The sequence below is a fragment of the Blautia sp. KLE_1732_HM_1032 genome, from assembly GCF_025147905.1.
GTDB classification, from domain to species: Bacteria; Bacillota; Clostridia; order Lachnospirales; family Lachnospiraceae; genus Blautia_A; species Blautia_A fusiformis.
Genome location: NZ_CP102266.1, coordinates 3,579,770 through 3,605,694, shown reverse-complemented (window position 1 = coordinate 3,605,694; position 25,925 = coordinate 3,579,770). Strand labels below are relative to the sequence as shown.

Sequence of the window (25,925 nt, the reverse complement as noted above, 5' to 3'; positions counted from 1 at the left end):
CGACCAGTAGTATTTATCCTTGGTTTCTGTTAGGAGTATAGTATAATAATTACAACGTGTATGTTTGATTTCCAACAGGAGGATTAATTTTGAAAAAATATTTACCCATTCTAAGAACGAGCCCTTTCTTTAAAGGTCTTACTGATAATGAGATATTATCCATACTGCATTGTGTAAATGCAGCAACGATCTCCAGAAAACGGGATTCTTATATTTTCAGAGCCGGAGACTCTACCGAAGTAATGGGACTTGTGGTGGCAGGCTGTGTTCTTGTTATTCAGGAAGACCTGTGGGGACATCGGAATATTCTGTCAAAATGTCATGCGGGAGATTTTTTTGGTGAACCATATGCAGCAAGTCCGGGAGCTGTTCTGAATGTCAGTGTGGTAGCAGACGAAGATTGTGAGATTATTTTATTAAATGTTCAAAGGCTTCTGGTTTCCTGCCCAATAGTATGTGAGCATCATCAGAAGCTGATCCGTAACCTGGTCGGTGTCCTGGCAAATAAGATCCTGATCCTCAACGATAAGATCACACATGTTGGCAAGCGAACGACAAGGGATAAGCTGCTGTCCTATCTGTCGTCGGTATCTATCAGACAGGCATCGTTATCCTTTGATATTCCTTTTGACCGGCAGCAGCTGGCAGATTATCTTTGCATTGACCGTGCGGCAATGTCTTCGGAGATATCAAAGCTGCAAAAAGAAGGGCTTATAAAAACAAACAGAAACCATTTTGAGCTGACTGTCTGTAATGATACGGATTCAGGAATAAAAATGTGATATACATCACGGAAAACGATAAACTTTTTCATTATAATGCAAAAGGAAAGTGAGACTGCTTAAAGAGATTCTATTGTTATAAGCGTTCACACGATGGTATTATGGTGTATGTATAAAGAATCTATGAAATCAGTTATTGAAAAACAGGAGGAAAAAAATGCTCATCAGAAAAGCAGAAGAAAAAGATATTCCGAGGATCCTGGAATTGTTAGGACAGGTGCTGCAGATCCATGCAGATATAAGGCCTGATATTTTTATTCCGGGCACAACAAAATATACGACAGACGAATTGACAGAGCTTTTGAAAAATGAAGAAAAGCCAGTATATGTTGCAGCGGATGAGGCTGATGTTTGTGTGGGGTATGCATTTTGTCAATTAAAGGAGCAGCCTTTTTCAAACAATATGGTACCGTTTAAATCTCTTTTTATAGATGACCTGTGTGTCGATCAGGAGACACGAGGACAGCATATTGGGGAAAGCCTGTTTGAATATGTAAAAAAAGAAGCAAAGCAGCTGGGATGCTATGAAGTGACATTGAATGTGTGGGCAGGAAATACTTCAGCAGAAAAATTTTATGAAAAAATGGGAATGCGGACAAAAGAAAGGCAGATGGAATACATATTATAAGATGTTGAATTGTTTAGGAAAAAAACAGCCGGCTAAGATACAGACTGAGATGTCTGTACCTTAGCCGGAAAATTTATCACTGTAATGAATATGCATAGCTTCCCAGTCCATAAACAATACATAAAATACTCTTCCGTATTGCTGGCTGTCTACAATCCTTCCGTGATCAAGAACAGAAAGGTAAGTGCCGTCCGCTTTTCGAAGATGAAAGTGGATGTAATCATTTTTATTGCCGGCATCGATCTGTTTCCAGATGCTTGCTTCTATCTGCTGCTGTTCATCCTCACGGATCAGGTTGTGGAAGCTTTTATTTGTAAGGCTGAAGAGGTTATCTATAGTTTTATATCCGGTCATTTGAAGGAACTCATGGTTTGCATACAGGAGTTCATCATCATCTTTGTCCGCTCTGTATATGATAAATGCACCCGGAAGGTGTTCAGAGATATCCTTGAATGCAAATCCGAGCTGTTTGCGGACTCCTGACCGGAGCCCCTCCCTGTAAGCCATACATCCGTTTTTTCCGTGAAGCTTTATTTCATAAAGTGCTGCATCTGCACAGCGCATGAGCTGTGAGCGGCTGGATGCAAAGGTTGGATATTCTGCATATCCGAGAGAAATAAAAAACGGATATTCTTTTCCCTTGTATGAAAATGTCTTTGGAAGCTTGGTAAATTGCAGCAGCAGTTCTCCCGCTTCTTTATAGGTATGATCCGGCAGAAGAATGCAGAACTCATCGCCACCGTTTCTTCCCAGTAATGTGTTTTTTGGGAAAAAAGCCTTCATGCTATCTGTAAGACTCTTTAGTGCCCTGTCTCCATAGACATGTCCGTAAATATCATTAATAAACTTAAAGTCATCAATATCAAGGAGTGCGGCCACAAAATGCGTTTTTGGATTTTTAGTGATCATCCTTTCGGCTAATTCATCAAATCCATAGCGGTTGTAAATATCGGTGAGAGAATCTGTGTGTGCCAGTATTTGAAATTTGTTTTTATTTTCTTTCGATACTAACCATACCCGGGTAAGACCTGAGAAAAGTAAAACGACAGTAGTAAACATTCCGCCGACGATTACCAGTAATCTAAGGTCTCTCCATCCGCTTTCAGGAGCTACTTCTAATTTCCAGTTCTCTTCCCCTATCGTAAAACCATAAGAAACAGTATGAGTTAATTGGTCGTCTGACTGATAAACAACTTTATAAGTATCGCTCCAGGGAGCGGCGGTTTTTGAGAGTCTGTATTCATATCCGAAATCCGAAAGTGCACTGATCGCATCTGAAAAAATGTCAGGAACACGTAGGATAACAATGGTAAATCCCCAGAAATATTCCTGGTTGTTTTCATCTTTCAGGTAGACTGGATTGCGGACAGCAATTCCACAGCCGCCCCGTTTTAAATCGAAAGGACCTTGTGTAATGATCACGTGATTGTCTCTTGCGTAACAGGAAATTTTGCTGCAATCTTTATCCTGGAGCAGATCGATCTTACTCGCTTCCGTTCCCTCAGAAGGATAAATATCTGTTACATTACCATCCGGAGCAAGCTGTATGCTTTCAATAACGTCAGACATAATATTTTCCGCAATTGTGTCAAACTGACTGAACTTTCCGTTTTCACTGATCAGGACCTGCTTTAGCGCATCTGTGATCGCAATTCCATTTGTAATCTCATTTTTTATACGTTCGCCGTAGGTTGTTGCATTTAATTGTGCTTTTATGTGTTGTTGTTCAGTTTCATGTGAGTCTATTTTGTATACAATTAAACCAACAAGGCATATGCCCAGTAAAAAAACGATAAGAGGTACAATTGTTTTTTTCTTCACCTGGTTCACCTCGTTTTATTAGTTTCACAATAAAATATTATATCATAGAAGTGAAAAAATAGAATGATTTTTTGCGTTAAAGTGATATTGTTTTTTTTATGTACAATGGAAATATGACCAGAGGGTGAAATATAGTATACAATTGAGGATTATATTGGAAAGAGTACTGAAAAAACCTCGCGGTTTTGTAGGGTATATGATATACTATTCTTCATAAGTAAATATCTTATCGGAATTCACGGAGGATCTGACCGATGCTGAATAAAAAAGATTTTTTAAAATATGCATCAAAATTAGCATTTCCGATCATGATCCAAAATCTGATCGGAACATTAGTAAATGTTGCGGATACTGTAATGCTGGGATATGTAAGCCAGACTGCCATGTCAGCTTCATCTCTTGCCAACCAGTACACATTTATTCTTTTCTGTTTGTATTATGGCATGGCTACAGGTACTTCGGTTTTATGTGCCCAGTACTGGGGAAAGGGTGATAAAAAGACAGTAGAAAAGATTCTCGGCCTGGCGGAGCGGATCTCACTGATCGTTTCTCTTGTATTTTTCGTTATCTCCTTTTCCATGCCGACTACGATCATGAAGATTTTTACAAACAGTCCGGATACGATTGCTGCCGGCAGCGAGTATTTGAAGGTGATCTCGTTTTCCTTTATGTTTATGGGATTCTCTCAGGTTTTCATGAGTGCCCTTCGAAGTGTCGGAAAAATAATGCTGCCTTCTGTTACATACATTGTATCGCTTTGTGTCAATGTATTTTGTAATGCCACCTTTATCTTTGGCCTGTTTGGACTTCCAAAGCTTGGTGTTACCGGTGTTGCCCTTGGTACTGTTATTGCCAGGATCGCAGAGGTATTGATCTGTCTCATCTATTCATTAAACAGCTCCGATGTCAGATTCCGGATAAAATATTTCTGTGCGAAATCCGGTATTCTGTTCAGGGACTTTATGAAAATTGCTTCTCCGGCTGTGATAAATGATGTTGTCTGGAGCTTTGCCAGTTCAGCATTCGCAGCGATCCTTGGCCACATTGGCGATGATATGGTTGCTGCAAATGCAGTTGCTGTTATGGTGGTAAACATTGGTGCCATCGCCTGTCGCGGTTTTGCCAACGCTACTACCATCATTATCAGCCAGGAGCTTGGTAAAGATCACAAGGATACAGCCAGAGAATATGGAAAACGTATGCTGAGAATAACAATTATCGTAAGTCTCATCGGATGTGCCATTATTCTGGCAGTCCGCCCTATGATACTGGACTTCTACCGGGATAAACTGACAGAGACAGCCATTTATTATCTTGGTATTTTTGTAATCATGACAACCTGGCGTCTTGTAGGAGAGGGTATCAATACCTGTCTTATATGCGGATGCTTCAGAGGAGGTGGCGATTCCAGGTTCGGAATGATCGTAGATTCCATATTTATGTGGCTTGTTGCAGTTCCTCTCACCTTCCTTGCCGCATATGTGTTAAAACTGCCGCCTGTCTGGGTATATTTTATAATGACCCTGGATGAGTTCGAAAAAATGCCTGTGGTGTTCATCCACTATTTCAGAAATAAATGGCTTACGAACATTACCAGAGATTTTGACTGATCAGGGGATTAAGCAGGAGACTAAAAAAATGAAATATTTTGAAGCAAAAATGTCTTATCCTCAGTTTTTAAAATATCTGGTCCCATCGGTACTGACTATGATCTTTTTGTCATTTTATACAACGATAGATGGATTTTTTGTATCCCGGTATGCAGGCTCTGACGCGCTTGCAGGAATTAATATTGTTATTCCGATCACCTGTGTTATTTTCGGAACGTCTGTCATGCTTGCAACGGGATCAGGTGCCATCATAGGAGAGAGGATGGGACAAAAAAGAGAACAGGAAGCAAATGAGATATTTACTTTTATGACGATCGTGCTGCTCGTACTTTCGGTTGCTTTTACAGCTGTGGGAATCCTTTTCCTGAAACCGATCTGTATTTTTTTGGGAAGCAGTGAGCGCCTGATGGAGCATGTGGTGCCATACGCATTTGTCATATTTTTAGGATCGGTTCCGATGTCATTCAAGCTATTTTTCGAATATCTTGTGAGGACGGATGGGAGATCGTACATCGGAATGATCATGTCTCTGACAGGTCTGGCTTTTAATATTGTTTTCGACTATATTTTTGTGGCTGTATTCAGACTGGGAACGCTTGGAGCTGCATGGGGAACATTTCTCTCCATTACAGTAAGCATGTTGATCGGCTTTATCTATTTTCTGAAATACAGCCATATAAGGTTTTGCAGACCGAAGACCGACATGAGTGTTCTTCTGAAATCCTGCACCAATGGAAGCAGTGAAATGCTGACGGAGATGTCTACCGGGATCACTACATTTTTATTTAATCTTATTATCATGCAATATTTTGGTGAAGATGGAGTTGCGGCTGTGACGATCATTATGTATATTTACTATTTCTTTATTGCTTTTTATATGGGAATTGCCGTTGCAGCGGCTCCGATCATAAGCTATAATTATGGCGCTGAAAATCATGACAAGATCAGAGAAATAACACGATATAGTTTTATTACGATTGCCATCAGTTCAGTATTGATTCTCACGGTATCACTTGTATTTGGAAAACAGATCATCCATTTATTCGTTGGGGAGGGAAATGTATTTACATTGACATGGGATGGCCTGAAGCTGTTTAGTCCGGTTTTCCTGTTTATTGGTTTAAATGTATTTCTTTCCGGATATTTTACTGCCCTGGGAAATGGTTTTATTTCGGCATTGATCTCATCAATGCGTTCTTTGATCCTGGTGGCTGTGTTCATATTGATCCTGCCAAAGCTTATAGGGGTTGCAGGCATCTGGATGACGATGCCGCTGGCAGAAGCCGTGACTATTTTCATGGCGGTTTATCTGTATCGAACATACGGAAAAAGTTTCATGCAGGAAAATTCCAGAGCCACGTCTTAATGATATTTTGCAAAACTTTAACAAAAAAGAGGCCGTCAAGTACGACCTCTTTTTTGTTATGGCTTTATCATGTCATGGGAGTATTTATAACTCCTGTGGAGATATTTCCAGGTATTCATAGGATGGCTGGAAATCATTGCTGTCACACTGACGGTAATATTGGGTAAAAATACGTTCTATGATGTCCGGGATATGCGTTTCGTCAGGCTCAAACAGTATGATGAGATACTGCAGGGAGCTGTAGCGTGTACAGATATCCACACGGCGGATATTCTGCCGAATGGCCTGTTCCATATACTCCAGAGCCTGCTCAATGGATTCGATATCAGGAACTGTATCCACAAGTGTCTCGATGGTGAGCATCGCCAGATAACATCTGCACTGGCTGCGTGTGACAAGCTGGCTCATGTATTCATACTGGCGTGCGAAATCCCGGTAATTCAGATCAAGAGCACCTACATAGATGCCGCTTTTCTGAAGGGACTCTGCCACAAGCTTCAGATCCTTTCCGGAACCGGATGCCGCAAGAGTGCTGCGGTCGATCTGCTGGTAGAAAAAGAACTGGTTTTTGCCGTTTTGTTTTACGTAATACAGAGCTTTATCTGCTTTGGAATAGCAGTCTTCAAAGGAATCATCGGTGCTGCACAGACACAGGCCTGCGGACAGTGTGGCAAACCGGAGTTCCGGATCATCGGTAGTGATGTTGTGAAATTTCTGGAACAGATCGTCCATCTGCAGAGACAGGGAATCAGGATCTGTGTCCGAAAGGAACATCAGGAATTCATCTCCGCCAAGTCTGCAGGAAATTCCCTGATCTGCCCGTTTCTGGAGCAGCTTTCCAAGACATTTCAGTGCGCGGTCGCCGGCTTTGTGGCCATAGATGTCGTTGATCTTTTTCAGGTTGTCCATATCAAGGAATACCAGACATCCATCATGTGTCTGCATAAATTCCGCGGTAAGACGTTCGCCCAGGTTACGCATGGGAAGACCGGTAAGGAAATCATAGCTTTTTGCGTCTTCCTGACTTTTTATGGTGGCCATTATGTCCGAGATGAATTTGCTGACGGTAAGCTGCATATCCGGAAGGTTATAGGTGTCCGGTTCTTCCTGGGAAGGATCCCACTGAGGCAGCCGTTTTTCATTGAGCAGTTTCAGAAAAATGTTTGTGATCTCCGGGTCGAACTGTGTACCACGGTTTTTGCGGAATTCTTCGTAAACAACCTCCGGTGGAAGCGCATTACGGTAGATTCGGCGGGAGTTCATGGCATCGTAGCAGTCGGCAACAGCCACGATCCGGGCATGGATGGGGATTTCTGTTCCGGCCAGCCCGTCCGGATAGCCTTTTCCGTCATAACGTTCATGGTGACTTCTTGCGATTTCTGCCGCATGTGGGATCAAGGTTATATCCTTCAGGATCTCGGCACCGATAACGGTGTGTTTTTTTATAAGGTTGTATTCATCATCGGTCAGCTGTGCAGGTTTGTTCAGGAACGGATCCGGGATACCGATCTTTCCGATGTCGTGAAGGTGAGTAGCACGTTTCAGATTCAGGATCTCCTCCGGTGTCCAGCCCAGCTCCTCTGCGATCAGGGCTGCATATTGTGCAACCCGGTAGGAATGGCCGCGGGTGTACGCATCCTTTGCCTCAATGGTGGTGGAAAGGGTCTGTATCATCTGCAGAGACATTTTTTCATTCTGTTCCTGGTTTTTGCGGATTTCGCTTTGCTGGCGTTTCAGTTCTATATCCTGGACATTTTTGATGGCTCTTACAATATTGACAAAGAGCAGGATCAGCATGCCGGCGCCCACAAACAGTCCGGACATCAATGTGACAAAGTATACGGAGGTTATTTCAACGGCAATACACAGGATCGCTGCCAGCAGACCAATGAGCAAAAGCCGGTCGGTCTTGTTTTTTTCGGTGCGTATATATTGGAAAAGGTGTACAAATATTGTGGCAACGGTGATCGCCAGGATTCCGTGACTTACAGGCATGGTTTCGATATAATCCGCGATGCCGGCAGCAGTGAGGATCGTACAGACTGCAAAGTTTATCATTGCGATGCTTCCAAGACAGACATAAAACCTGTGATGCAGCCCTTTTTGGAGACTGTCCGCAAAAAACAGGATCGGGATCGGACACAAAAGGATCATAACGAAGCATAGAGATCCGAGAGCGGAAGCGTTGGGGACCAGGATCTGCCGGAACTTGGATTCACCCAGCATCCAAGATATTCCATGTCAAATCGTGTATGATAGACCAATCCCAGAGCGAAACTGAACAGGATCGTGACGATTCCGGCAAACAGGATAAAAAAAGCAATGTAGGTTTCCAGTCCGTATCTGCTGAAAATATATATCCAGATATCTGCCTTGTTTCCGCAGTAAACAGGATTGACAACTCCGGTGTAATTGGAGGTGTAGGTGGTCAGTTCAATACGGAGCTCTTTGCCGGCATCGGAAGCATAAACCGGGCAGAAAACATAACGGCTGGCGGAGTTTTTGCCCACAAGCCTTGTTTTATGCGTGGAGTAGCTGGTCCTGAGGTCGTCCCCTACATAAAAATCCACATCCTGCAGTGAAGAACGGATGGCAAAGCAGGTATCTGTAAGATCATCGGGAAGCTGGATGGTGAGGACCATCGTGTCACCGACGGGAACCTTGTAGGTGCCCGGAACGGAGATTTTCTGGGTGGTTCCATCCGGTTTCTGCCAGGTAACGGTACCGGAATAGATCACAGAGGCTGCTGAGGTGTCGGAAGAACGTTCATTCGCACCAAAGATCTGCATAAAAATGAACCAGCCAAGGATGGCGAACATCAGAATATAAAAGAAATATCTTTTTCCCTGGTTAAAGGTTTCTGTTTTTTCTTTCATGGCAATATGCCTCCTTGTAATGGGAAAGGAGTGTTTTGTAAATTGAAAAACTCCTTTAGATCGATTATACCAGACCGGAGTGGAAAAATCAGTATAAACAGACTAAGACGGGTAATTTGGTAAGATTTTACCAAATTTTTTATGATTTCGGTGGTATTATATAAAGCAGATAGAAAACATATCCGATGCATCTGCGTGCAGGATATGATACAATGGGTAAATGTGGAGTATGACATGTAAAGCATGATATATGCAGGATAAAGGATCAGAATAAAGAATGAGAGTAAAGCGACAGGAGGAAGGATCATGAGTAAGATCGTAAATATCACATCAAAAGAGGATAAAGATCAGAAGCTGCAGGACATTGCAAATTCACTGGAAGAGCTGAAGGATGTAATGGCTGAAGTGATAGAAGCCTATGAGGAAGAAAATGCGGACAGCCGGAAGATGGACACGCTGACAGAGGCACTGGATGCGCTTGAGGACGCTTATGAGGCTGTTAACGATGTGCTGCTTGAGGAAATCTGATCATGCAGTACAAGGTTCTGAAGATAGAAGAAGACATGGATTTCGGCTGTGAAGAGCGGCAGCCGGGTGAAGCACTTATGTCAGTAGTGCTGGTGGAAGATGAGAATGGAAATGAAACAAGTCTGCGACATGATGACGGACTTCTGTATGAAAGAGATATCAATGAGGGAGATCTTGTTACCATGGACGGGCAGCATCAGATGTGGAAATTGTAAAAATACCGGATGGAAAAAGTTTTATCTTATTTTTGGAATGTGTGATGAGTCATTTACTGTGAACTGCACGGTAGATCCACCGGAAGGAAAGGAACCGCCGGCTGTGATCACCTATCTGGGAAAAGTGCTGCCCTGTGCAGTGATCGGATTGCTGGTGGTATTTTGTCTGAAGGATGTGCCGGAAAGTACGCATTACGGACTGTCGGAGATGATCGCAATACTGTTCATTGTGGTATTACATAAATGGAAGAAGAGTACATTGCTCAGCATAGGAGGGGGAACGGTGTTTTATATGGTGCTGGTGCAGACCATATTTGGTTAGGCAGAAATATGCGAAAAACAGAAAATGAAAAGCTAAGGCAGGATACGATAACCGTATCCTGTTTTTTGATTGCAGCAGTAATTTATGAAAATGCTGTAGATCAGATAAGCAGGCGCAGGATTGTATGTAAAGGTGCAATAAGCCGTGAAAAGAAGCGAGCGGTCGTGAAAATGAGTGCGTCCGCAAGGGACGCACAGATGTATTTCCTTGTTCCTGGAAAATACAGAGGAAATATGCCGGGATCAGAGGAATCTGTAATTGTAACAGAACAACGATCCCCCTTACTTGTCTGTGAATCCGATTGCACAGGTCTAAAAGCCTCAGCGTAGCTGGAGACAATAAATAGTGTGTGTGGAATGGTGTGTTATGAAAATAACAAAAATGAGTAACTTTTGCTCTCACAATGGAATAAAAAACGACAAGACACTATGCGGCTTTATGGCTGTAAATGCATGCGTTTCAAGAGTTTATACAGGGAACATGGAATACCATGAAATGTGAATAAATTAACACATAATTTTGAGAAATATACTCAAAATATAACCATACTATATTGACAAAATTAAAAATAAATGATAATCTGTGACCAGAACAAAACGAGAATGACTAAAATTTTTATGAAGTTAAGAATAAAAAGGTAAGCACGAAAGGAGTATCCTAAAATGGCTGAGATCAAAAAAATGGGTTACTGTGTAAACGGTGAGTGGAAAGAGTCAAAGGCAGAGAAATACATGGATGTTACAGATTCCAGTACAGGTGAGGTGATCGCGCAGGTTCCCTGCTGTACACCGGATGAGGTAGAAGAGGCGATCGCTTCCGCACAGGCTGCATTCCCGGAATGGTCCTCACTTTCTCTTGCAAAGAGACAGCAGTATATGTTCAGATGGAGAGATGTTCTTTATGCTCATAAGGAAGAACTTTCCGTACTTTGTGCAAAAGAGCTCGGAAAGAACATCAAAGAGGCAAGAGGAGATGTTCAGAAAGCAATTGAGCCTACAGAAGAGGCATGTGCACTTCCGACAATGATCCAGGGCGATGCTGCAATGCAGGTAACTACAGGATATGATACAGCTACATATCGCAAACCACTTGGAGTAACTGCTGGTATTGTTCCGATGAACTTCCCGGCAATGATCCCATGGGGCTGGATGGTTCCACTTTCTATTGCATGTGGAAATACAGTAGTACTGAAAGCAAGCTCCCAGACACCACTTACAGCTATGAGGATCATGGAGCTCTTCTATACAGAGGGCGGATTCCCGAAGGGTGTTGTAAACCTTGTGACCTGCAGCCGTGTAGAGGCTGATATCCTTCTTACAGATGAGAGAGTAAAGGCTGTTACATTCGTAGGAACAACAGGTGTTGGTAAACAGGTATATTCCAAGGCAGCAGCTCATGGCAAACGAGTTCAGGCACAGTGTGAGGCAAAGAACCATGCACTTGTACTTGAGGACTGCAACCTTGAGGCTACTGTTAATGCGATCATCAACTCTACATACGGATGCGCAGGTATGAGATGCATGGCTCTTCCGGTTGTATGCGTACAGGATAGTATCGCAGACGAATTTGTTTCACTTCTTAAGAAAAAAGCAGAGGCTATGAAGCTTGGCTGTGCATATGATGAAGATACCGATCTCGGCCCGGTTGTAAATGCAGGTCATAAGGAGAAGATCTGCAACTGGATCCAGAAGGGTATCGATGAGGGTGCGGAGCTTGTACTTGACGGACGTAATGTAGTAGTTCCGGGATATGAGAACGGATTCTTCGTAGGACCGACAATTCTTGATCATGTAACACCTGAGATGACAGTTGGAAACCGTGAGATCTTCGGACCGGTAACCTGTATCAAACGAGTAAAGGATTACGAGGAAGGCATCGCAGTCATGAATGCCAATCCATTTGCAAATGGTTCCTGTATCTTTACACAGAGCGGATATTACAGCCGTAAATTCGCTATGGAGACAGATGGCGGTATGGTAGGAATCAATGTAGGTATCCCGGTTCCGACAGCATACTTCCCATTCTCCGGAAACAAGGATTCCTTCTTCGGTGATCTGCACGTTCTCGGAAAAGATGGCTATCGTTTCTTCACAAGAGCAAAAACAGTTACAACACACTGGTTCGATGAAGCTGCCGGAAAGAGAAAGGTCGGCACATGGGAAGGAAGTACTGAGGCTTAAGAAAGCTTCATAAATAAATTTATGACACGGAAAGGCAGATCGGGTAAGATCTGCCTTTCAGATAAAATCCTCTAATGAAATGAGCATATTCAAAAACGGTGCATCTGCTGGATTTCCGGCAGATGCACCGTTTTTTAGGGCCAATATCCGATTTAATCGATCGTCATAACACGGATGCCGTGCTCCTGGCAGAAGCTGTCGTATTCTTCAGGAAGTGGCTGGTCGGTTACGATGGCGTCCAGTTTTTCCATGGAAGAATAGGTCATAAGCGAGATCCGGCCGAATTTGGAATGATCTGCAAGAAGGATCATGCTGTTGGCATTCTCTGCAATGGCTTTTTTGGTGATGTATTCCTCGGCGCTGGCATTGGTAAGTCCGCTCTTCATGGTTACACCTGTGCAGGCCATAAAAGCCATGGAAATGTTGTAGGTCTGCAGATAATCATTGATATCCGGTCCTGTGAAGGACAGGGTCTTGCGGTTCAGCTTTCCGGGAACGGAAATGATATCCAGGTTCGGATAGGATGCTGCCTTGTTGAAGATAAGCAGGCTGTTGGTCAGGATCGTACAGTGCTTATCTGCAATAAAATCAACCAGGTTCAGGCAGGTTGTACCTGTATCGATATAGATGGTATCGTCTTCTGCCACAAGCTCTGCGGCACGGCGGCAGATTTCTTTCTTTTCGTCAGGAAAACGTCCGCCACGCTCTTCGTAAGACAGAAGGGGAAGAGTCTGTGGAGTTTCGAGTGCTGCGACACCGCCATATACTTTCATGATACTGCCACGTTTCAGAAGGATATCGACATCTCTTCTGATGGTGTTTTTGGATACGTTGAATTTCTCACATAATGTATCGAGAGAAGCGTTCTTATGCTCCAGCACATATTCTTCGATCATGTCCAGTCGCTGTGATTTCATAGAGGTCTACCTTCTTTCTGTTGGTTAAGTCTTGGTTATATTTTATCATAAAAGAAGGTAGAGATAAAGTACTTTTATAAGAACATACCAAAAATTATTTCCCTTCAAAAATATCTTGACGAAATTCTTATTTGAATGTAATATGAAAACGGTTTTCAAATTCAAATCTGCCATGTAAGGTGCAGTTGATAGAAGAGAGTAGGAAATATAATGGAAGAAAAAATGAAATACAGCACCAGGCAGCAGAAAATAATTCTGGAATGCCTGCAGGAATATGGAGATACATTTTATACCATAGATCAGTTTATGGAGCTCCTTCGTGGAAAAGAGATCCAGATCGGAAGGACAACGGTATACAGAGGACTGGAGCGGCTGCAGAAGGAGGGAGCGGTGCTGAAGGTTCCGTCTGTGGAGGGAGCGCCTGCCCAGTATCGTTTTATACGTGATGAGGAGCGGAAGAATTACGGTAAGCTTGTGTGTCTGGAATGTGGGCATACGATTCCTCTGCAGTGTGGATGTATCGATCATTTTGTGGGACATGTGCTGGATGAACACGGATTTGAGATCGATCAGAGCCGGACGATCTTTTATGGATATTGTGACAGCTGCAGGAGGCTTAAAAAATGAATGTTAACAGAGGGAAGATGATAGCGGCAGCAGTTCTGGCGGTGACGCTTCTTGTTGTGGGCGGTGTGACCGGATATGGTTTGCACAGGGCCGGAACGGTGGGACAGCCATTTGTGGAGGATGGCCGACTGAAGGTGATGGCCAGCTTTTATCCCATGTATGATTTTGCCCGGAAGGTAGGGGGCGACAGGATTCAGGTGAAGGATATGGTTCCGGCGGGAACGGAGCCTCATGACTGGGAGCCGGCGGCAACGGATATCCGGAATCTTGAGGATGCAGATGTGTTTGTCTATAATGGTGCGGATCTGGAGCACTGGGCGGAGGATGTACTGGATACTCTGGAGAATCAGGATCTGGTTGTGTCTGTGGCATCGGATGGTGTGGAGCTTCTGGATGGAGGACATGATCATGCTCATGGTGATGAAGGAAAAGATCCTCATGTCTGGCTTGATCCTATGCGTGCAAAGCAGGAAATGAAGAATATCAGGGATGCTTTGGTAAAGGCTGATCCTGGGAACGGTGATTATTATGAAGCAAATTATGAGAAATATGCCGGTGAATTTGATGAGCTGGATCAGGAGTTCAGAGATGGTCTGAAAGGTACGAAGAGCCGGGATATCATAGTGGCGCATGAGGCTTTTGGATATCTGTGCAATGCCTATGATCTGAAGCAGCTGGCTATCGAAGGGCTGACACCGGATTCAGAGCCTGATCCTGCCAAGATGCAGGAAGTGATCGAGTATGCGAAAAAATACGACATCCATACCATATTTTTTGAGGAGCTGGCAAGTCCCAAGGTGGCGAAGACAGTGGCGAAGGAAGTGGATGCGGTGACGGCTGTGTTGAATCCGATCGAGGGATTAAGTGAGGAGGATATCGAGGCCGGAGAGGATTATTTTTCTGTGATGAGGAAGAATCTGGAGGCACTCAGGAAGGCATTGAACTGAAGGTGCAGGACAACAGCTGTAATAAAAAAGGAGAAATTATGGGAATTTTGATAGAAAATCTTTCGTTTCACTATACAGGGACACCTGTGCTGGATCAGGTGAACCTGGAGGTGAAGGATGGCGATTATGCCATCCTTACCGGTGAAAACGGAAGTGGAAAAAGTACATTTCTGAAGCTTCTTCTGGGCGAACTGAAGGCGCAGGAGGGAAGTATCACTGTAAATGGAAAAGATATTTCTGCCACATTCGGAAAGGGAGATCTGGGATATGTTCCACAGAACAGTATCAGCAGAAACCAGAATTTTCCGGCGACTGTGGAAGAGATCATGATGACAGGTGTGTATTCCTCTTCCTGGAAGGCACGTTTCCGGGCAAAAAAAGAGATCCCGCGTTTGAAAGCCGCACTTGCGGAAATGGAAATGGAAGAGTTCTGGAAAAGAAGGATCGGAGATCTTTCCGGAGGACAGCAGCAGAGGGTTATGCTGGCACGTGCACTGGCAGGAAAACCGAAGATCCTGATCCTGGATGAGCCTACCACAGGAATGGATATGGTTTCTGTGAAAACACTTGCAGAAGTTCTGAGGAAGCGGAATGAGGAACAGGGGCTGACGATCCTTATGGTTACTCATGGAAATTCCGGTGAGTTTAAAGGAGCAAACCGGTTCTTTAAAGCGGAAGAGGGGAGGATCGACGAAGTATGAGTATTTTACAGTATGGATTTATGCAGAGGGCTTTTCTGGTGGGAATCCTTCTGGCTGTGATCACGCCCTGCATCGGAATCACCATTGTTCTGAAACGGATGTCCATGATCGGAGATGCGCTTTCCCATTCTTCACTGGCCGGTGTTGTGCTGGGACTGATACTTGGAGTGAATCCGGTAGCCGGTGCAGTAGTGATGTGCATCGTAGCTGCTCTTGGAATTGAGGCTATCCGCAAAAAAATCCCGCGTTATTCGGAGGTGGCGATCTCCATCGTCATGTCTGCCGGGATCGGACTGGCCGGTGTGCTGTCCGGCTTTGTGGAAAACGGTGCCAGTCTGAACAGCTTTTTGTTCGGAAGTATTGTGTCCATCAGTGAAGGAGAGCTGGCGCTGGTAGTTGTGATCAGTGTGCTGGTGCTGGCAGCAGTGCTGTTTTTTTACAGGGAACTGTTTTATATCGGATTTGATGAAAATGCGGCAAGGATCTCCGGTGTTTCCGTGCGGAATATTAATTTTCTTTTTACTATTCTGACGGCTCTGACAGTTTCCATTGCGTCCCGTACAGTAGGGACCCTGATCGTTTCCTCCATGCTGGTAGTTCCGGTGGCGTGTGGGATGCAGATGGCAAAAAGCTATAAGGGTACACTGATCTGTGCCATTATCGTGGCGGTATGTACCACCATTGCCGGACTGTTTCTTTCCTATTATGCCGGACTGAAACCAGGTGGAATGATCGTTCTTCTTGAGGTTGCGTGGTTTGTAGTTGTGATGACAGTGAAAAGTTTTAACAAATAAAACACATTTTTCCCACAAAGTAAACACAATTAACCCATATACTTTGAAGCATCAAAAGGAAACAGAGAAGAATTTTTTCCTAGGGAGGACTTAACCATGAACAATAACAGAAAATTAAAAATAAAGAAAATGATGAAAAAGGGTGCAACCATCAGCCTGTGTGCAGTACTTGCCGGCGGCATTGGAGTTGGTGCATATGAAGGTATAAATTATTTCTCCGGTGCACAGTCCGTACAGGCGGCAACCGATAGCTCCGAGAATCTGACTCTTATGAAGTCTGATAAAAAATCAAATAAAGACAGCGAAGATACAGAGGCTACAAAATCCTCCGATACAAAGGGCAGTCTGGATGTATCAGATGTTGCTGAGAAGGCAATGCCTTCTGTAGTTGCCATCACAACCAAGTCCGTTCAGGAGGTTCAGGATTATTACAGCATGTTTGGTTCCCAGTATGCGCCGAGCCAGGAGCAGGAAGTTGAAGGAAGCGGTTCCGGTATTATCATCGGAAAAACAGATTCTGAGCTACTGATCGCCACAAACTATCATGTTGTGGATGGTGCCGATACCTTGTCCGTTGCCTTTGCAGATGGTAATGCTTATGAGGCTACGGTAAAGGGCTTTGATGAAAGCGAGGATCTTGCAGTTGTTTCTGTTGCAACGAAGGATGTTTCAGATGATACAATGGATGCAATTTCTGTTGCAAAGATCGGAAGCTCTGATGATCTGAAGATCGGTGAGCAGGTTGTTGCCATCGGTAATGCACTTGGCTATGGCCAGTCCGTTACTACTGGTATTGTCAGTGCTAAGAACCGTAAGACAGATGCATCAGGACAGATCGAGGGTGATTCTACAGATAACAGCAGCAGTATCAACAAGGGCGTGAACCTGATCCAGACAGATGCGGCTATCAATCCCGGTAACAGTGGCGGTGCGCTTCTGAATATGGATGGTGAGGTTGTTGGTATTAACTCTTCCAAGCTTGCTTCTACTGAGGTTGAAGGTATGGGGTATGCCATTGCAATTTCTGATGTTGCGGATTCTCTTGAGAACATGATGAATGCCAAGGCAAGAGATAAAGTGGATAATCATGGTATCCTTGGTATCACAGGCAGTACAGTAAGTACGGAGGCAGTACAGATTTATGGTATCCCGCAGGGTGTATTTGTTTCGAAGGTAACCGAGGGCGGCCCTGCCGATGATGCAGGTATTACCAAGAATATGGTCATTACAGAGTTTGATGGTAAAACGATCACCAGTATCGATCAGCTGGTTGAGCTGCTTCAGTATTATGAGCCGAAGGAAAAGATCGATGTGACGGTTGCAGTTCTGGATGGCAATGAGTATAAGGAGAAGACACTCACTGTAAAACTTGGTAAAGATGACAGTTCCAGCAAGGATAGCAAGGACAGCTCTGAGGATAGCACGTCCCAGGATTCCCAGGATGCAGATATCCCAGATATCCAGGGAGGACAGGATGATTCCGATCAGGGGGATGCAGATGCATTTGCTGATGATGGAGAAGCCAGCCTGTTCAGAGATTTTGAGCAGAATGGCTTGTATGACTGATCAGTCCTAAATTATAGATGGAGAGCATTTTCGAGGTGAAGAACCGCAATCAGTTCATCCCCTCCATGAATCCGCAGGAAAGAAACCAGAAATACAGCGGATGGAAAAACGCAGTAGAAAAAGTTCTCGTATAATAAAACGGGAGCTTTAGGCAGCGGCAATTGCTTGACCCCATGTGTATGTCAGATTATAATAAAATAACAGGCATTTCCGGATGCATTCCAGATGTATCGGAAATGACGGAAAGCCGGTCTTTGCCAGTATCATGTGCAGAGGCCGGCAAAAGTTATATTCAGAGATAAACGATCATCCATTTGCAGTAGCTGTGCAGTGGCATCCGGAGATGATGTATGATTCTTCAGAACAGCTGAAGCTTCTCCGGGCATTTGTGGAGGCAGCAGGGAAGGAGACAGGATTATGAATATTTGTATATATGGAGCGTCCAGTGCAGAGCTGAAAAAGATCTATTATGAGAAAACGGAAGAACTGGGACAGCTGATGGGAAAGCGAGGACATGGCCTGGTTTTCGGAGGTGGAAAAGAGGGGCTGATGGGGGCGGCAGCCCGGGGTGTTGACAGAGAAAAAGGCTATATCCTGGGTATCGCACCGAGATTTTTTGACCAGCCGGGAGTGTTGTATGAGCATTGTACAGAGTTCATTTTTACTGAAAATATGCGTGAGAGGAAGCACCTGCTGGAAAGCCGCTCGGATGCGACTATCGTGGTACCTGGGGGAATTGGTACTTATGAGGAGTTTTTTGAGATTCTGACATTGAAGAGTCTGGGACGGATCGACAGGCCGATCGTTCTTTATAATATTCAGGGATATTACGACAGCATGCAGGCACTCCTGGAATACACAGCCGGGGAAAAATTTATGTCCAGAGATGTTGTGGGTATGTGCCGTTTCATGAAAGATCCGGAGGAGATCCTGGATTATATTGAGAATTACCGGAATTATGGGGGAAGGCTATAAATAAAATACAGTACGGCTAATACAACAGCCCTGTATATAAGATCGTGCGAAGGGGATTTTTACAGGAGAAGGTATATTTTATGAGGAAAATAATGTTAAATGGCCAGTGGGAGCTGGCGGAAGCAGGAAATGACAGATTATGTGAGGTACAGGTTCCGGGATCTGTGCTTTCCGGGCTCTATGGTGCCGGGAAGATCGAAGATCCTTTTTACCGGACAAATGAGGATGTGACAAGGGAACTGTTCCGGAAGGATTATGAATTCAGCAGAACATTTGTGGCTGCAGAGGATATCCTGAAAGAAGAAAAAATAATACTGGTCTGTGAGGGGCTGGATACTCTTGCAGATATTTATATCAATGGGCAAAAAGCCGGATCTGCAGATAACATGCATCGTACCTGGAAGCTGGATGTGAAAGAATTTCTTCATTCCGGGGAGAATCAGATCCGGATCGTATTCCGGTCGGTATTCAAGTATATCGAAGCTTATGAGTATGAAGATAATAAAGAGATCCACTATGTTCCCTGCGGTGGAATGAAAGGAAACCAGCTGATCCGGAAGGCTCATTGTATGTTTGGATGGGACTGGGGCCCCCAGACCATTGATGCCGGGATTTTTCGGGATATTTATCTGGAAGCATACAGTCATCCGAGAATTGAGGATGTGAAGATCATACAGGTGCATGGGGATAATGCTGTGGATGTGTGTACAACTGTGGCTGTAAGCGGAGATGCTGTGGATAAGTGTCAGGTGAGGGTGACGATCCAGGAGGATGCAGAGAGCGTCTGTGGACATAGAACAGGTGCTAACGACCGAAAAACGGAAGCCCATGTATGCAAAGTGGGGGAGACTGTATCAGCGAATAATAATCCAGCAGTGCTGACATCCTCGATCCACAACCCGAAGCTCTGGTGGCCAAACGGCTACGGCGATCAGCCGTTATATAAAGTTCAGGTGGAACTTCTGGACGAGTATGGCACAGTTCTGGAAACCATAACGAAGCGCATCGGTCTCCGTACCCTTACCATCAGCCAGGAAAAAGATCTCTGGGGAAAAGAGTTCGCGTTCTGTGTCAACGGCGTGAAAATTTTTGCCATGGGGGGAAATTATATTCCGGAGGATTGCATCTATTCCAGGATCACACCGGAGGTCCAGAAGTATATTCTGGAATCCTGCAAACGTGCCAATTTTAACTGTGTCCGTGTGTGGGGCGGCGGTTATTATCCTTCGGATCATTTCTATGATCTTTGTGATGAGATGGGACTGATCGTATGGCAGGATCTGATGTTCGCATGTAATGTTTATGATCTTACAGAAGAATTTGAAGATAATATCACGAAGGAGATCACGGAAAATGTAAAACGTCTCCGTCATCATGCATCCCTTGGCCTGTGGTGCGGAAACAATGAGATGGAGTCTGCCTGGGATCACTGGCCGGAGGTACAGAGTGAGTCGAAATATCTCCGTGCGGACTACATAAAAATGTTTGAGTATGTGATTCCGAAAGCAGTGAGGGCGGCAGACAGCGAGACCTTTTTCTGGCAGTCTTCCCCAAGCTCCGGAGGCTGCTTTGATGATCCGGACGATGAGAACAGAGGAGACTGTCACTACTGGGATGTATGGCATGGTCAGAAGCCTTTTACAGATTATCAGAAGCATTATTTTCGTTTTTGCTCGGAGTTTGGCTTCCAGTCTTTTCCGTGCCTGAAAACTGTGGAGAGCTTTACGGAAGAGAAAGATAGGAATATTTTTTCCAGGGTGATGGAGAACCACCAGAAAAATCCTGCAGCTAACGGAAAGATCCTGTATTATCTTTCCGAGAATTTCCGTTATCCGGAGAATTTCCGCAAGCTTCTCTATGTGAGCCAGATCCTTCAGGGAATGGCCATGAAGTATGGAGTAGACCACTGGAGACGTCACAGAGGCCGCTGTATGGGTACCCTTTACTGGCAGATCAATGACAACTGGCCGGTGGCATCCTGGGCAAGTATCGACTACTTTGGCCGTTGGAAGGCACTTCATTATATGGCAAAAAAATTCTATGGGCCACAGGCGGTGAGTATGTGCATGGATGGGGATATCATGCAGGTGTATCTGGCAAATGAAAGTATGGACGCACAGTCATATCAGGTTGCCTTTTATGTGAAAAATATGGAATGTGAGATTCTTGAGAAGCTTACCGGAACGGGCACTGTGGGTGTGCAGGAGTCCGCTCCGATCCTGACGGTGGATGTTTCCGGATGGGAAGATAAGAAGTATGAGATTTTTCTTGAGGCGGAAGTGACACTTGCTGACGGAGATGTGCTCTGTGATGTGGAGACCCTTGTTCCGTATAAATATCTGGAGCTGGATAAACCGGAGATCACTGCCGAGGTGGAGGAGCAAGGTGATGCATTTGTGATCCATTTAAAAAGCAGCTGCTTCAGCCCGTTTACAGCTATTGGATTTACTGATGCGGATGTTACTCTGGAGGATAATTTTTTCCATATGACAGATGGAGAGGAAATGTGTGTCCGGCTTGATAAGAAAGATATCCGAAATGGAGAGATTCTGGATGCAGCGGATCTGACACAGCAGATGGAGATCCTGACGCTGGCATAGAAAGCTTTTAAATAAAAAAGACGCGGCCTTTTATCGGAGGATAAAAAGGTTCGCGTCTTTTTTTATATGATATTAGGGGATCATCATGGGTTTGCGTGTGTTTACATTTGATTACGATATTGGGGATCAGAATTCGTAATTTTTATGTCTTTTGAAGAAATCCTTAGTTTCCTTTACAACCACACCGCTCAGGGCAAGAAGAGCGATCAGGTTCGGGAATGCCATCAGGGCATTGAAGATATCTGCGATGTTCCATACAGCTGCTACAGTCATATATGGTCCGATGAATACGCAGATGATGTACAGCCAGCGGTATGTTGTAACTGCGGCTTTGTTTCTGTTGAACAGGTATTCCAGACATCTTTCACCGTAGTAATCCCATCCAAGGATCGTTGTGAATGCGAAGAATACCAGGCACAGCATCAGTGAGAAGGATGCTACAACCGGCGGGAAAGGAAGACCTTTCTGGAAAGCTGCTGTTGTGATGGCAACACCCTCAAGACCTGTGTTCCATGTCTCTGTAATGACGATGGAAAGACCTGTCATGGTACAGATCACGATAGTATCAATGAATGTACCTGTCATGGATACAAGACCCTGACGTACCGGCTCCTTTGTCTGAGCTGCAGCGGCTGCGATCGGGGCACTACCAAGACCGGACTCATTGGAGAAGATACCGCGGGCGATACCCTTCTGCATAGCTACGACCATGGTTCCCATTGCGCCACCTGCAAGTGCGCTTCCTGTGAAAGCAGATTTTACGATAGTTACGATCGCTGCAGGAACTGCAGTGATGTTTGTGATCACGATGATCAGTGCCAGTACAACATAGAGAACTGCCATAAACGGTACAACGACCTGGGATACCTTTGCGATTCTCTTGATTCCGCCGAGAACGACAAGTCCTACACATACGGTAAGTATCAGACATGCGACTACAGTTGCCCAGGAATATGTATTTCCGAAAAGTGCTACTGTGTGTGCTTTATCCGGGTCAAAGAAATTGGTAACTGCAGATGCGATACCGTTTACCTGTGTAAAGGTTCCGATACCGAAAAGTCCCACACCTGCTCCGAAAAATGCGAAGATCTTGGCAAGCCATCTCCACTGTTTTCCCATACCGTTTTCGATGTAGTAGAAAGGTCCGCCGAGAACGTGGCCTTCTTTGTCAATGGTACGGTACTTGATCGCCAGAAGTCCTTCTGCGTATTTGGTTGCCATTCCGAAGAATGCGGCTACGATCATCCAGAAAAGTGCTCCTGGTCCGCCAGCTGCGATAGCAGTTGCGACACCTACGATATTTCCGGTTCCGATGGTTGCTGAAAGCGCAGTACACAGAGCTCCAAAGCTTGTGACCTCACCATCGCCGCCTTCTTCATTTTTTACCATGAATTTCAGTGCCTTTCCGAGGTGCCTTACCTGTAAAAGACCTAACCGAGTGGTTAACAGAATTCCTGTGAACAGGATCAGAATGATCAGCGGAAGTCCCCAAACGACTCCGTCAAACCATGTGATAAAGTTGTTGATTTGTGTAAACATTACTCTTTCCTCCATCCTTTTGCCTGAGAGATTTACAGCATTTTGTGTGCTGCGTACACCTTCGGCGCTCTTCCCTTTTGATTTGAAGAGACTCTCCTGAGTTTTTTTATTTTTGAATGATGCCAGGACCTTTTGTGTACGGTGGTGGCGGTCATTCGTTTCGTGTAGAAAAACACTGTAACACAGAGTATCACATGAATTGATGGATTTCAATGGTTTTTTAAAAAAAATTGCATTTATTAGAAAAATTAATCGACATATAATTGGAAGTTTTGGGATTTACTTTTCTATCAGCGGATGTTCTTTGTAATACATGCGGGTGAAATGCAGAAATGTCAGCATATCGCCGCTGATATATTTGCTTTTTTTCCATACCATGCCGATTTTTATGCGGACAGGTGGATTGAGCGGGATACCGGTAACATTGGAAGTGGAAAAGTTATCGGTCATGCTGGAGTAGAGAAAGCAGCCATATTTTCCGGTTTTTACAAATTGTAGGGTGGTGTAGATCTGGCTGCTCCGCATAACGATATTGGGGGTGTGGCCATCCATCTCAAAACGCATTTTCAGGATCTGATTCTGGACGGAGTCAGCATTGAAAAAGATCAGCTGCTCTTTCGCCATATCTTTTGTTGTGACTGATTTTTTTTCTGCCAGCCTGTGGTCGTTGCTCACACAGAAAACCACCTGGTCGTTGGCCAGGACAGTGTTGTGAAATTTATCTATATTATACTGTTCCATATTGACCAAAGCTACATCCAGGGTGTCATCCTGTACCAGATTGCAGGCACGGACAGATCCGTATTCTTCCAGTACTACGGCAATTTCCGGGTGCTTTTCGTGAAACGCCGTAAGCAGCTCCGGAAAAAATACGGTACTCAGCATGGGAGGGATCCCGATGCGAAGAGGGGGCTTTATCCTGGACATGCTGGAGTAATCGGCCTGAAGCTCATTACAATATTGAAGGATATAGGTAGCTTTTTGGTAGAAGGACTCTCCCTCCTGGGTCAGACTCAGCTGATTTCCTTTTCTGGAAAAAAGACTGATCCCGAATTCAATCTCCAGATCGCGGATAGCCATGGAAATGGTGGGCTGGGTCACATATAATTCTTCGGCTGCCTTTGTGATGCTGTGGCAGCGGCTGGCTGTGCAGAAATAGCGTAGTTGATTCAGTGTCATGATAAACCTTCTCTCGATGTATTGTCAGATTAAATTTTTTAGTAAAGTTTTTCATTTCCGTCCGGAAAAGATGTGACAGAGTATTTGGGTGTCTACATAAAAATAGCATAGAAATATAATATTTGCCAGATTCATTTGCTAAGATGCTGCTTTTATGTTAGTAGTGCACAAAAATTATCATTAAAAACTGATACTATAAATATTTTTTATGCGGATATATGTTTCATTAATTTGTTTTTTTATATGTACATCGGTTATAATGGAACCATCAAAAGAAACGTGTACGGCCTATACTTTTCAGGAAAAAACCAAATGGAAGGAGAGTACAGAAATGTCTCAGACAACTATAACATTGCTGTTTCTTGTGTTCACCATTATCAGTTTCATCCTTGAAAAAATTCCTCTTGGACTGACTGCTTCAATCTGTGCCATCGGTCTGACACTCACAGGAGTTGTGGATGCAACAACAACATTTTCACAGTATGTAAACAGTAACGTAATCCTTTGCGTTGGCATGTTTGTAGTAGGCCAGGCATTGTTTGAAACAGGAATGGCAAACAAGATCGGAGGCCTGGTCACAAAATTTGCCAGAACAGAAAAAACACTGATCATTGCGATCATGGTAATCGTAGGTGTAATGTCCGGGTTCTTATCCAACACAGGTACCGCAGCAGTGCTGATCCCGGTCGTCTGTGGAATCGCCGATGAGTCCGGGTATTCCAGAAGCCGTCTTCTGATGCCATTGGTATTTGCGGCAGCTCTTGGCGGAAACCTTTCCATTATCGGTGCGCCGGGAAACCTGATGGGTGTCAATGCTCTGCAGGAGATGGGGCTTTCCACAAGCTTCTTTATGTATGCGCCGGTTGGAGTTCCGATGCTTGTTCTTGGAATCCTCTATTTTGTTTTTATCGGATATCGTTTCCTTCCCAATGGAAACCATGCGGCCGGGGAAGCGCTTGAAGATCAGCAGGATTTCAGCCATGTACCGAAGTGGAAACAGACGGTTTCTCTGGTAGTTCTGATCCTTGTGATCCTTGCAATGATCTTTGAAAAAGAGATCGGTATCAGCATTGAGGTTTCTGCATGTATCGGAGCCATCGTCCTGGTTTTGACAGGAGTTATTTCCGAAAAAGAAGCACTGAAATCTATTGACCTGAAAGTTGTATTCCTTTTCGGCGGTTCTCTGACACTTGCAAAAGCGCTGGATACAACCGGAGCCGGAGAACTGATCGCAGATAAGATCGTAGGACTTCTTGGAGCAGATCCGAGTCCGATCCTTCTTCTTCTGGTGATTTTTATTGTAACCTGTGTGCTGACAAATTTCATGTCAAATACAGCAACCACAGCACTGATGATTCCAATTGCGGTATCTCTTGCAAACAACCTCGGAGCAGATCCGAGAGCCGTTGTTATCGCAACTGTTATCGCAGGTTCCTGTGCATATGCAACACCGATCGGTATGCCGGCAAACACCATGGTAGTCGGTCTTGGAGGATACAAATTCAAGGACTATGTGAAATCCGGTCTGCCGCTGATTCTGGTATCCTTTGTGATCTGTATGATCCTGTTACCGATCCTGTTTCCGTTCTATCCGTAAGGAGAGAAACTTTTGAGTTACTGTTCACTTTGTGACCAGCAACACTTTTGATCAATTAAGTTCATTCCCTCCTGTACTGATCATACAGTACAGGGGAAGTGATAAATAAGCCAAAAAGCCATCTTAACCATTAATCAGCCAAAATTAATGATGAA

General features: G+C 44.3%; 24 protein-coding genes, 1 pseudogene and 1 riboswitch. Of the genes and pseudogenes, 19 read left to right on the top strand and 6 right to left on the bottom strand.

Translation table 11 applies throughout. The features are described from left to right. Positions 1-89: 89 nt before the first annotated feature. On the top strand, positions 90-782 hold the full coding sequence (locus tag NQ489_RS16925) for a Crp/Fnr family transcriptional regulator (protein ID WP_022427006.1): 693 nt from the start codon (positions 90-92) through the stop codon (positions 780-782). A gap of 157 nt (positions 783-939) precedes the next feature. After that, the gene (locus NQ489_RS16920; protein WP_021651228.1) at positions 940-1,410 is read left to right on the top strand and encodes a GNAT family N-acetyltransferase; all 471 of its coding nucleotides are present in this window, start codon (positions 940-942) and stop codon (positions 1,408-1,410) included. Between the two features lie 60 nt (positions 1,411-1,470). Here NQ489_RS16920 and NQ489_RS16915 read toward each other — a convergent pair whose 3' ends face one another. Further along, the gene (locus tag NQ489_RS16915; RefSeq protein WP_084449148.1) at positions 1,471-3,231 is read right to left on the bottom strand and encodes a diguanylate cyclase domain-containing protein; all 1,761 of its coding nucleotides are present in this window, start codon (positions 3,229-3,231) and stop codon (positions 1,471-1,473) included. Positions 3,232-3,485: 254 nt separating this feature from the next. On the opposite strand from NQ489_RS16915, the gene NQ489_RS16910 reads away from it, so the two are divergent. Both NQ489_RS16910 and NQ489_RS16905 read left to right on the top strand, forming a co-directional pair. Next, entirely contained in the window at positions 3,486-4,841 is a 1,356-nt protein-coding gene (locus NQ489_RS16910; protein WP_021651226.1) for an MATE family efflux transporter, read from the top strand. A gap of 28 nt (positions 4,842-4,869) precedes the next feature. Beyond that, positions 4,870-6,207, top strand: coding sequence for an MATE family efflux transporter (locus tag NQ489_RS16905; protein ID WP_044961383.1), 1,338 nt, complete (start codon positions 4,870-4,872; stop codon positions 6,205-6,207). An 84-nt stretch (positions 6,208-6,291) separates the two neighbouring features. Here the strand turns inward: NQ489_RS16905 and NQ489_RS16900 are convergent, their stop codons facing one another. After that, on the bottom strand, positions 6,292-8,433 hold the full coding sequence (locus tag NQ489_RS16900) for an HD domain-containing phosphohydrolase (protein ID WP_227945555.1): 2,142 nt from the start codon (positions 8,431-8,433) through the stop codon (positions 6,292-6,294). Beyond that, positions 8,358-9,083: a hypothetical protein gene (locus NQ489_RS16895; protein ID WP_021651223.1), complete on the bottom strand. Its 726-nt coding sequence runs from the start codon at positions 9,081-9,083 to the stop codon at positions 8,358-8,360. Before NQ489_RS16895 ends, NQ489_RS16900 begins: the two co-directional genes overlap by 76 nt. A 306-nt stretch (positions 9,084-9,389) precedes the next feature. On the opposite strand from NQ489_RS16895, the gene NQ489_RS16890 reads away from it, so the two are divergent. The 6 genes and pseudogenes from NQ489_RS16890 (at position 9,390) to NQ489_RS16870 (ending at position 12,328) form a co-directional block, all read left to right on the top strand. Continuing rightward, on the top strand, positions 9,390-9,611 hold the full coding sequence (locus NQ489_RS16890) for a hypothetical protein (protein WP_015526439.1): 222 nt from the start codon (positions 9,390-9,392) through the stop codon (positions 9,609-9,611). 2 nt (positions 9,612-9,613) lie between these two features. Beyond that, the gene (locus NQ489_RS16885) at positions 9,614-9,826 is read left to right on the top strand and encodes a hypothetical protein (protein ID WP_021651222.1); all 213 of its coding nucleotides are present in this window, start codon (positions 9,614-9,616) and stop codon (positions 9,824-9,826) included. Then, positions 9,825-9,909, top strand: a pseudogene (locus NQ489_RS17900) (branched-chain amino acid transporter AzlC); the annotation flags it as partial. The gene NQ489_RS16885 and the pseudogene NQ489_RS17900, both read left to right, overlap by 2 nt. Further along, positions 9,885-10,148 carry a branched-chain amino acid transporter permease gene (locus tag NQ489_RS16880; RefSeq protein WP_021651221.1) on the top strand — a complete coding sequence of 88 codons (264 nt, stop codon included), beginning with the start codon at positions 9,885-9,887 and terminating at the stop codon, positions 10,146-10,148. The pseudogene NQ489_RS17900 and the gene NQ489_RS16880, both read left to right, overlap by 25 nt. Then, complete coding sequence (locus NQ489_RS16875; RefSeq protein WP_021651220.1) at positions 10,070-10,477, top strand: hypothetical protein; 408 nt, start codon at positions 10,070-10,072, stop codon at positions 10,475-10,477. Before NQ489_RS16880 ends, NQ489_RS16875 begins: the two co-directional genes overlap by 79 nt. Positions 10,478-10,810: 333 nt before the next feature. Continuing rightward, positions 10,811-12,328, top strand: a complete 1,518-nt coding sequence (locus tag NQ489_RS16870) for a CoA-acylating methylmalonate-semialdehyde dehydrogenase (protein WP_021651218.1) — start codon at positions 10,811-10,813, stop codon at positions 12,326-12,328. A gap of 152 nt (positions 12,329-12,480) precedes the next feature. Here NQ489_RS16870 and NQ489_RS16865 read toward each other — a convergent pair whose 3' ends face one another. Next, the gene (locus NQ489_RS16865) at positions 12,481-13,245 is read right to left on the bottom strand and encodes a DeoR/GlpR family DNA-binding transcription regulator (RefSeq protein ID WP_015526435.1); all 765 of its coding nucleotides are present in this window, start codon (positions 13,243-13,245) and stop codon (positions 12,481-12,483) included. Positions 13,246-13,455: 210 nt separating this feature from the next. On the opposite strand from NQ489_RS16865, the gene NQ489_RS16860 reads away from it, so the two are divergent. The 8 genes from NQ489_RS16860 (at position 13,456) to NQ489_RS16825 (ending at position 21,455) form a co-directional block, all read left to right on the top strand. After that, a complete protein-coding gene (locus NQ489_RS16860; RefSeq protein WP_015526434.1) occupies positions 13,456-13,872 on the top strand; it encodes a Fur family transcriptional regulator in 417 nt (138 codons plus the stop codon). Beyond that, entirely contained in the window at positions 13,869-14,819 is a 951-nt protein-coding gene (locus tag NQ489_RS16855) for a metal ABC transporter substrate-binding protein (protein ID WP_021651217.1), read from the top strand. Before NQ489_RS16860 ends, NQ489_RS16855 begins: the two co-directional genes overlap by 4 nt. 38 nt (positions 14,820-14,857) lie before the next feature. Further along, positions 14,858-15,520: a metal ABC transporter ATP-binding protein gene (locus NQ489_RS16850; RefSeq protein WP_015526432.1), complete on the top strand. Its 663-nt coding sequence runs from the start codon at positions 14,858-14,860 to the stop codon at positions 15,518-15,520. Then, entirely contained in the window at positions 15,517-16,314 is a 798-nt protein-coding gene (locus NQ489_RS16845; RefSeq protein WP_015526431.1) for a metal ABC transporter permease, read from the top strand. Before NQ489_RS16850 ends, NQ489_RS16845 begins: the two co-directional genes overlap by 4 nt. Positions 16,315-16,410: 96 nt before the next feature. After that, complete coding sequence (locus NQ489_RS16840; RefSeq protein ID WP_021651215.1) at positions 16,411-17,880, top strand: S1C family serine protease; 1,470 nt, start codon at positions 16,411-16,413, stop codon at positions 17,878-17,880. A 214-nt stretch (positions 17,881-18,094) separates the two neighbouring features. Further along, entirely contained in the window at positions 18,095-18,301 is a 207-nt protein-coding gene (locus NQ489_RS16835; protein ID WP_021651214.1) for a hypothetical protein, read from the top strand. Continuing rightward, the gene (locus tag NQ489_RS16830) at positions 18,298-18,855 is read left to right on the top strand and encodes a TIGR00730 family Rossman fold protein (protein ID WP_015526428.1); all 558 of its coding nucleotides are present in this window, start codon (positions 18,298-18,300) and stop codon (positions 18,853-18,855) included. The genes NQ489_RS16835 and NQ489_RS16830 overlap by 4 nt, the downstream gene beginning before the upstream one ends. An 80-nt stretch (positions 18,856-18,935) precedes the next feature. Continuing rightward, positions 18,936-21,455 (top strand): beta-mannosidase, encoded by a 2,520-nt coding sequence (locus tag NQ489_RS16825; protein WP_021651213.1) that lies wholly within the window; start codon positions 18,936-18,938, stop codon positions 21,453-21,455. Between the two features lie 126 nt (positions 21,456-21,581). Here the strand turns inward: NQ489_RS16825 and NQ489_RS16820 are convergent, their stop codons facing one another. Both NQ489_RS16820 and NQ489_RS16815 read right to left on the bottom strand, forming a co-directional pair. Then, a complete protein-coding gene (locus NQ489_RS16820; protein ID WP_044961378.1) occupies positions 21,582-22,994 on the bottom strand; it encodes an alanine/glycine:cation symporter family protein in 1,413 nt (470 codons plus the stop codon). A gap of 1 nt (position 22,995) precedes the next feature. Next, positions 22,996-23,103: riboswitch (glycine riboswitch) on the bottom strand. 170 nt (positions 23,104-23,273) lie between these two features. Further along, entirely contained in the window at positions 23,274-24,173 is a 900-nt protein-coding gene (locus tag NQ489_RS16815; RefSeq protein ID WP_044961377.1) for a LysR family transcriptional regulator, read from the bottom strand. Positions 24,174-24,504: 331 nt separating this feature from the next. Here NQ489_RS16815 and NQ489_RS16810 point away from each other — a divergent pair, with 331 nt between their 5' ends. Next, positions 24,505-25,770, top strand: a complete 1,266-nt coding sequence (locus NQ489_RS16810) for an SLC13 family permease (RefSeq protein ID WP_021977661.1) — start codon at positions 24,505-24,507, stop codon at positions 25,768-25,770. Positions 25,771-25,925 lie beyond the last annotated feature (155 nt).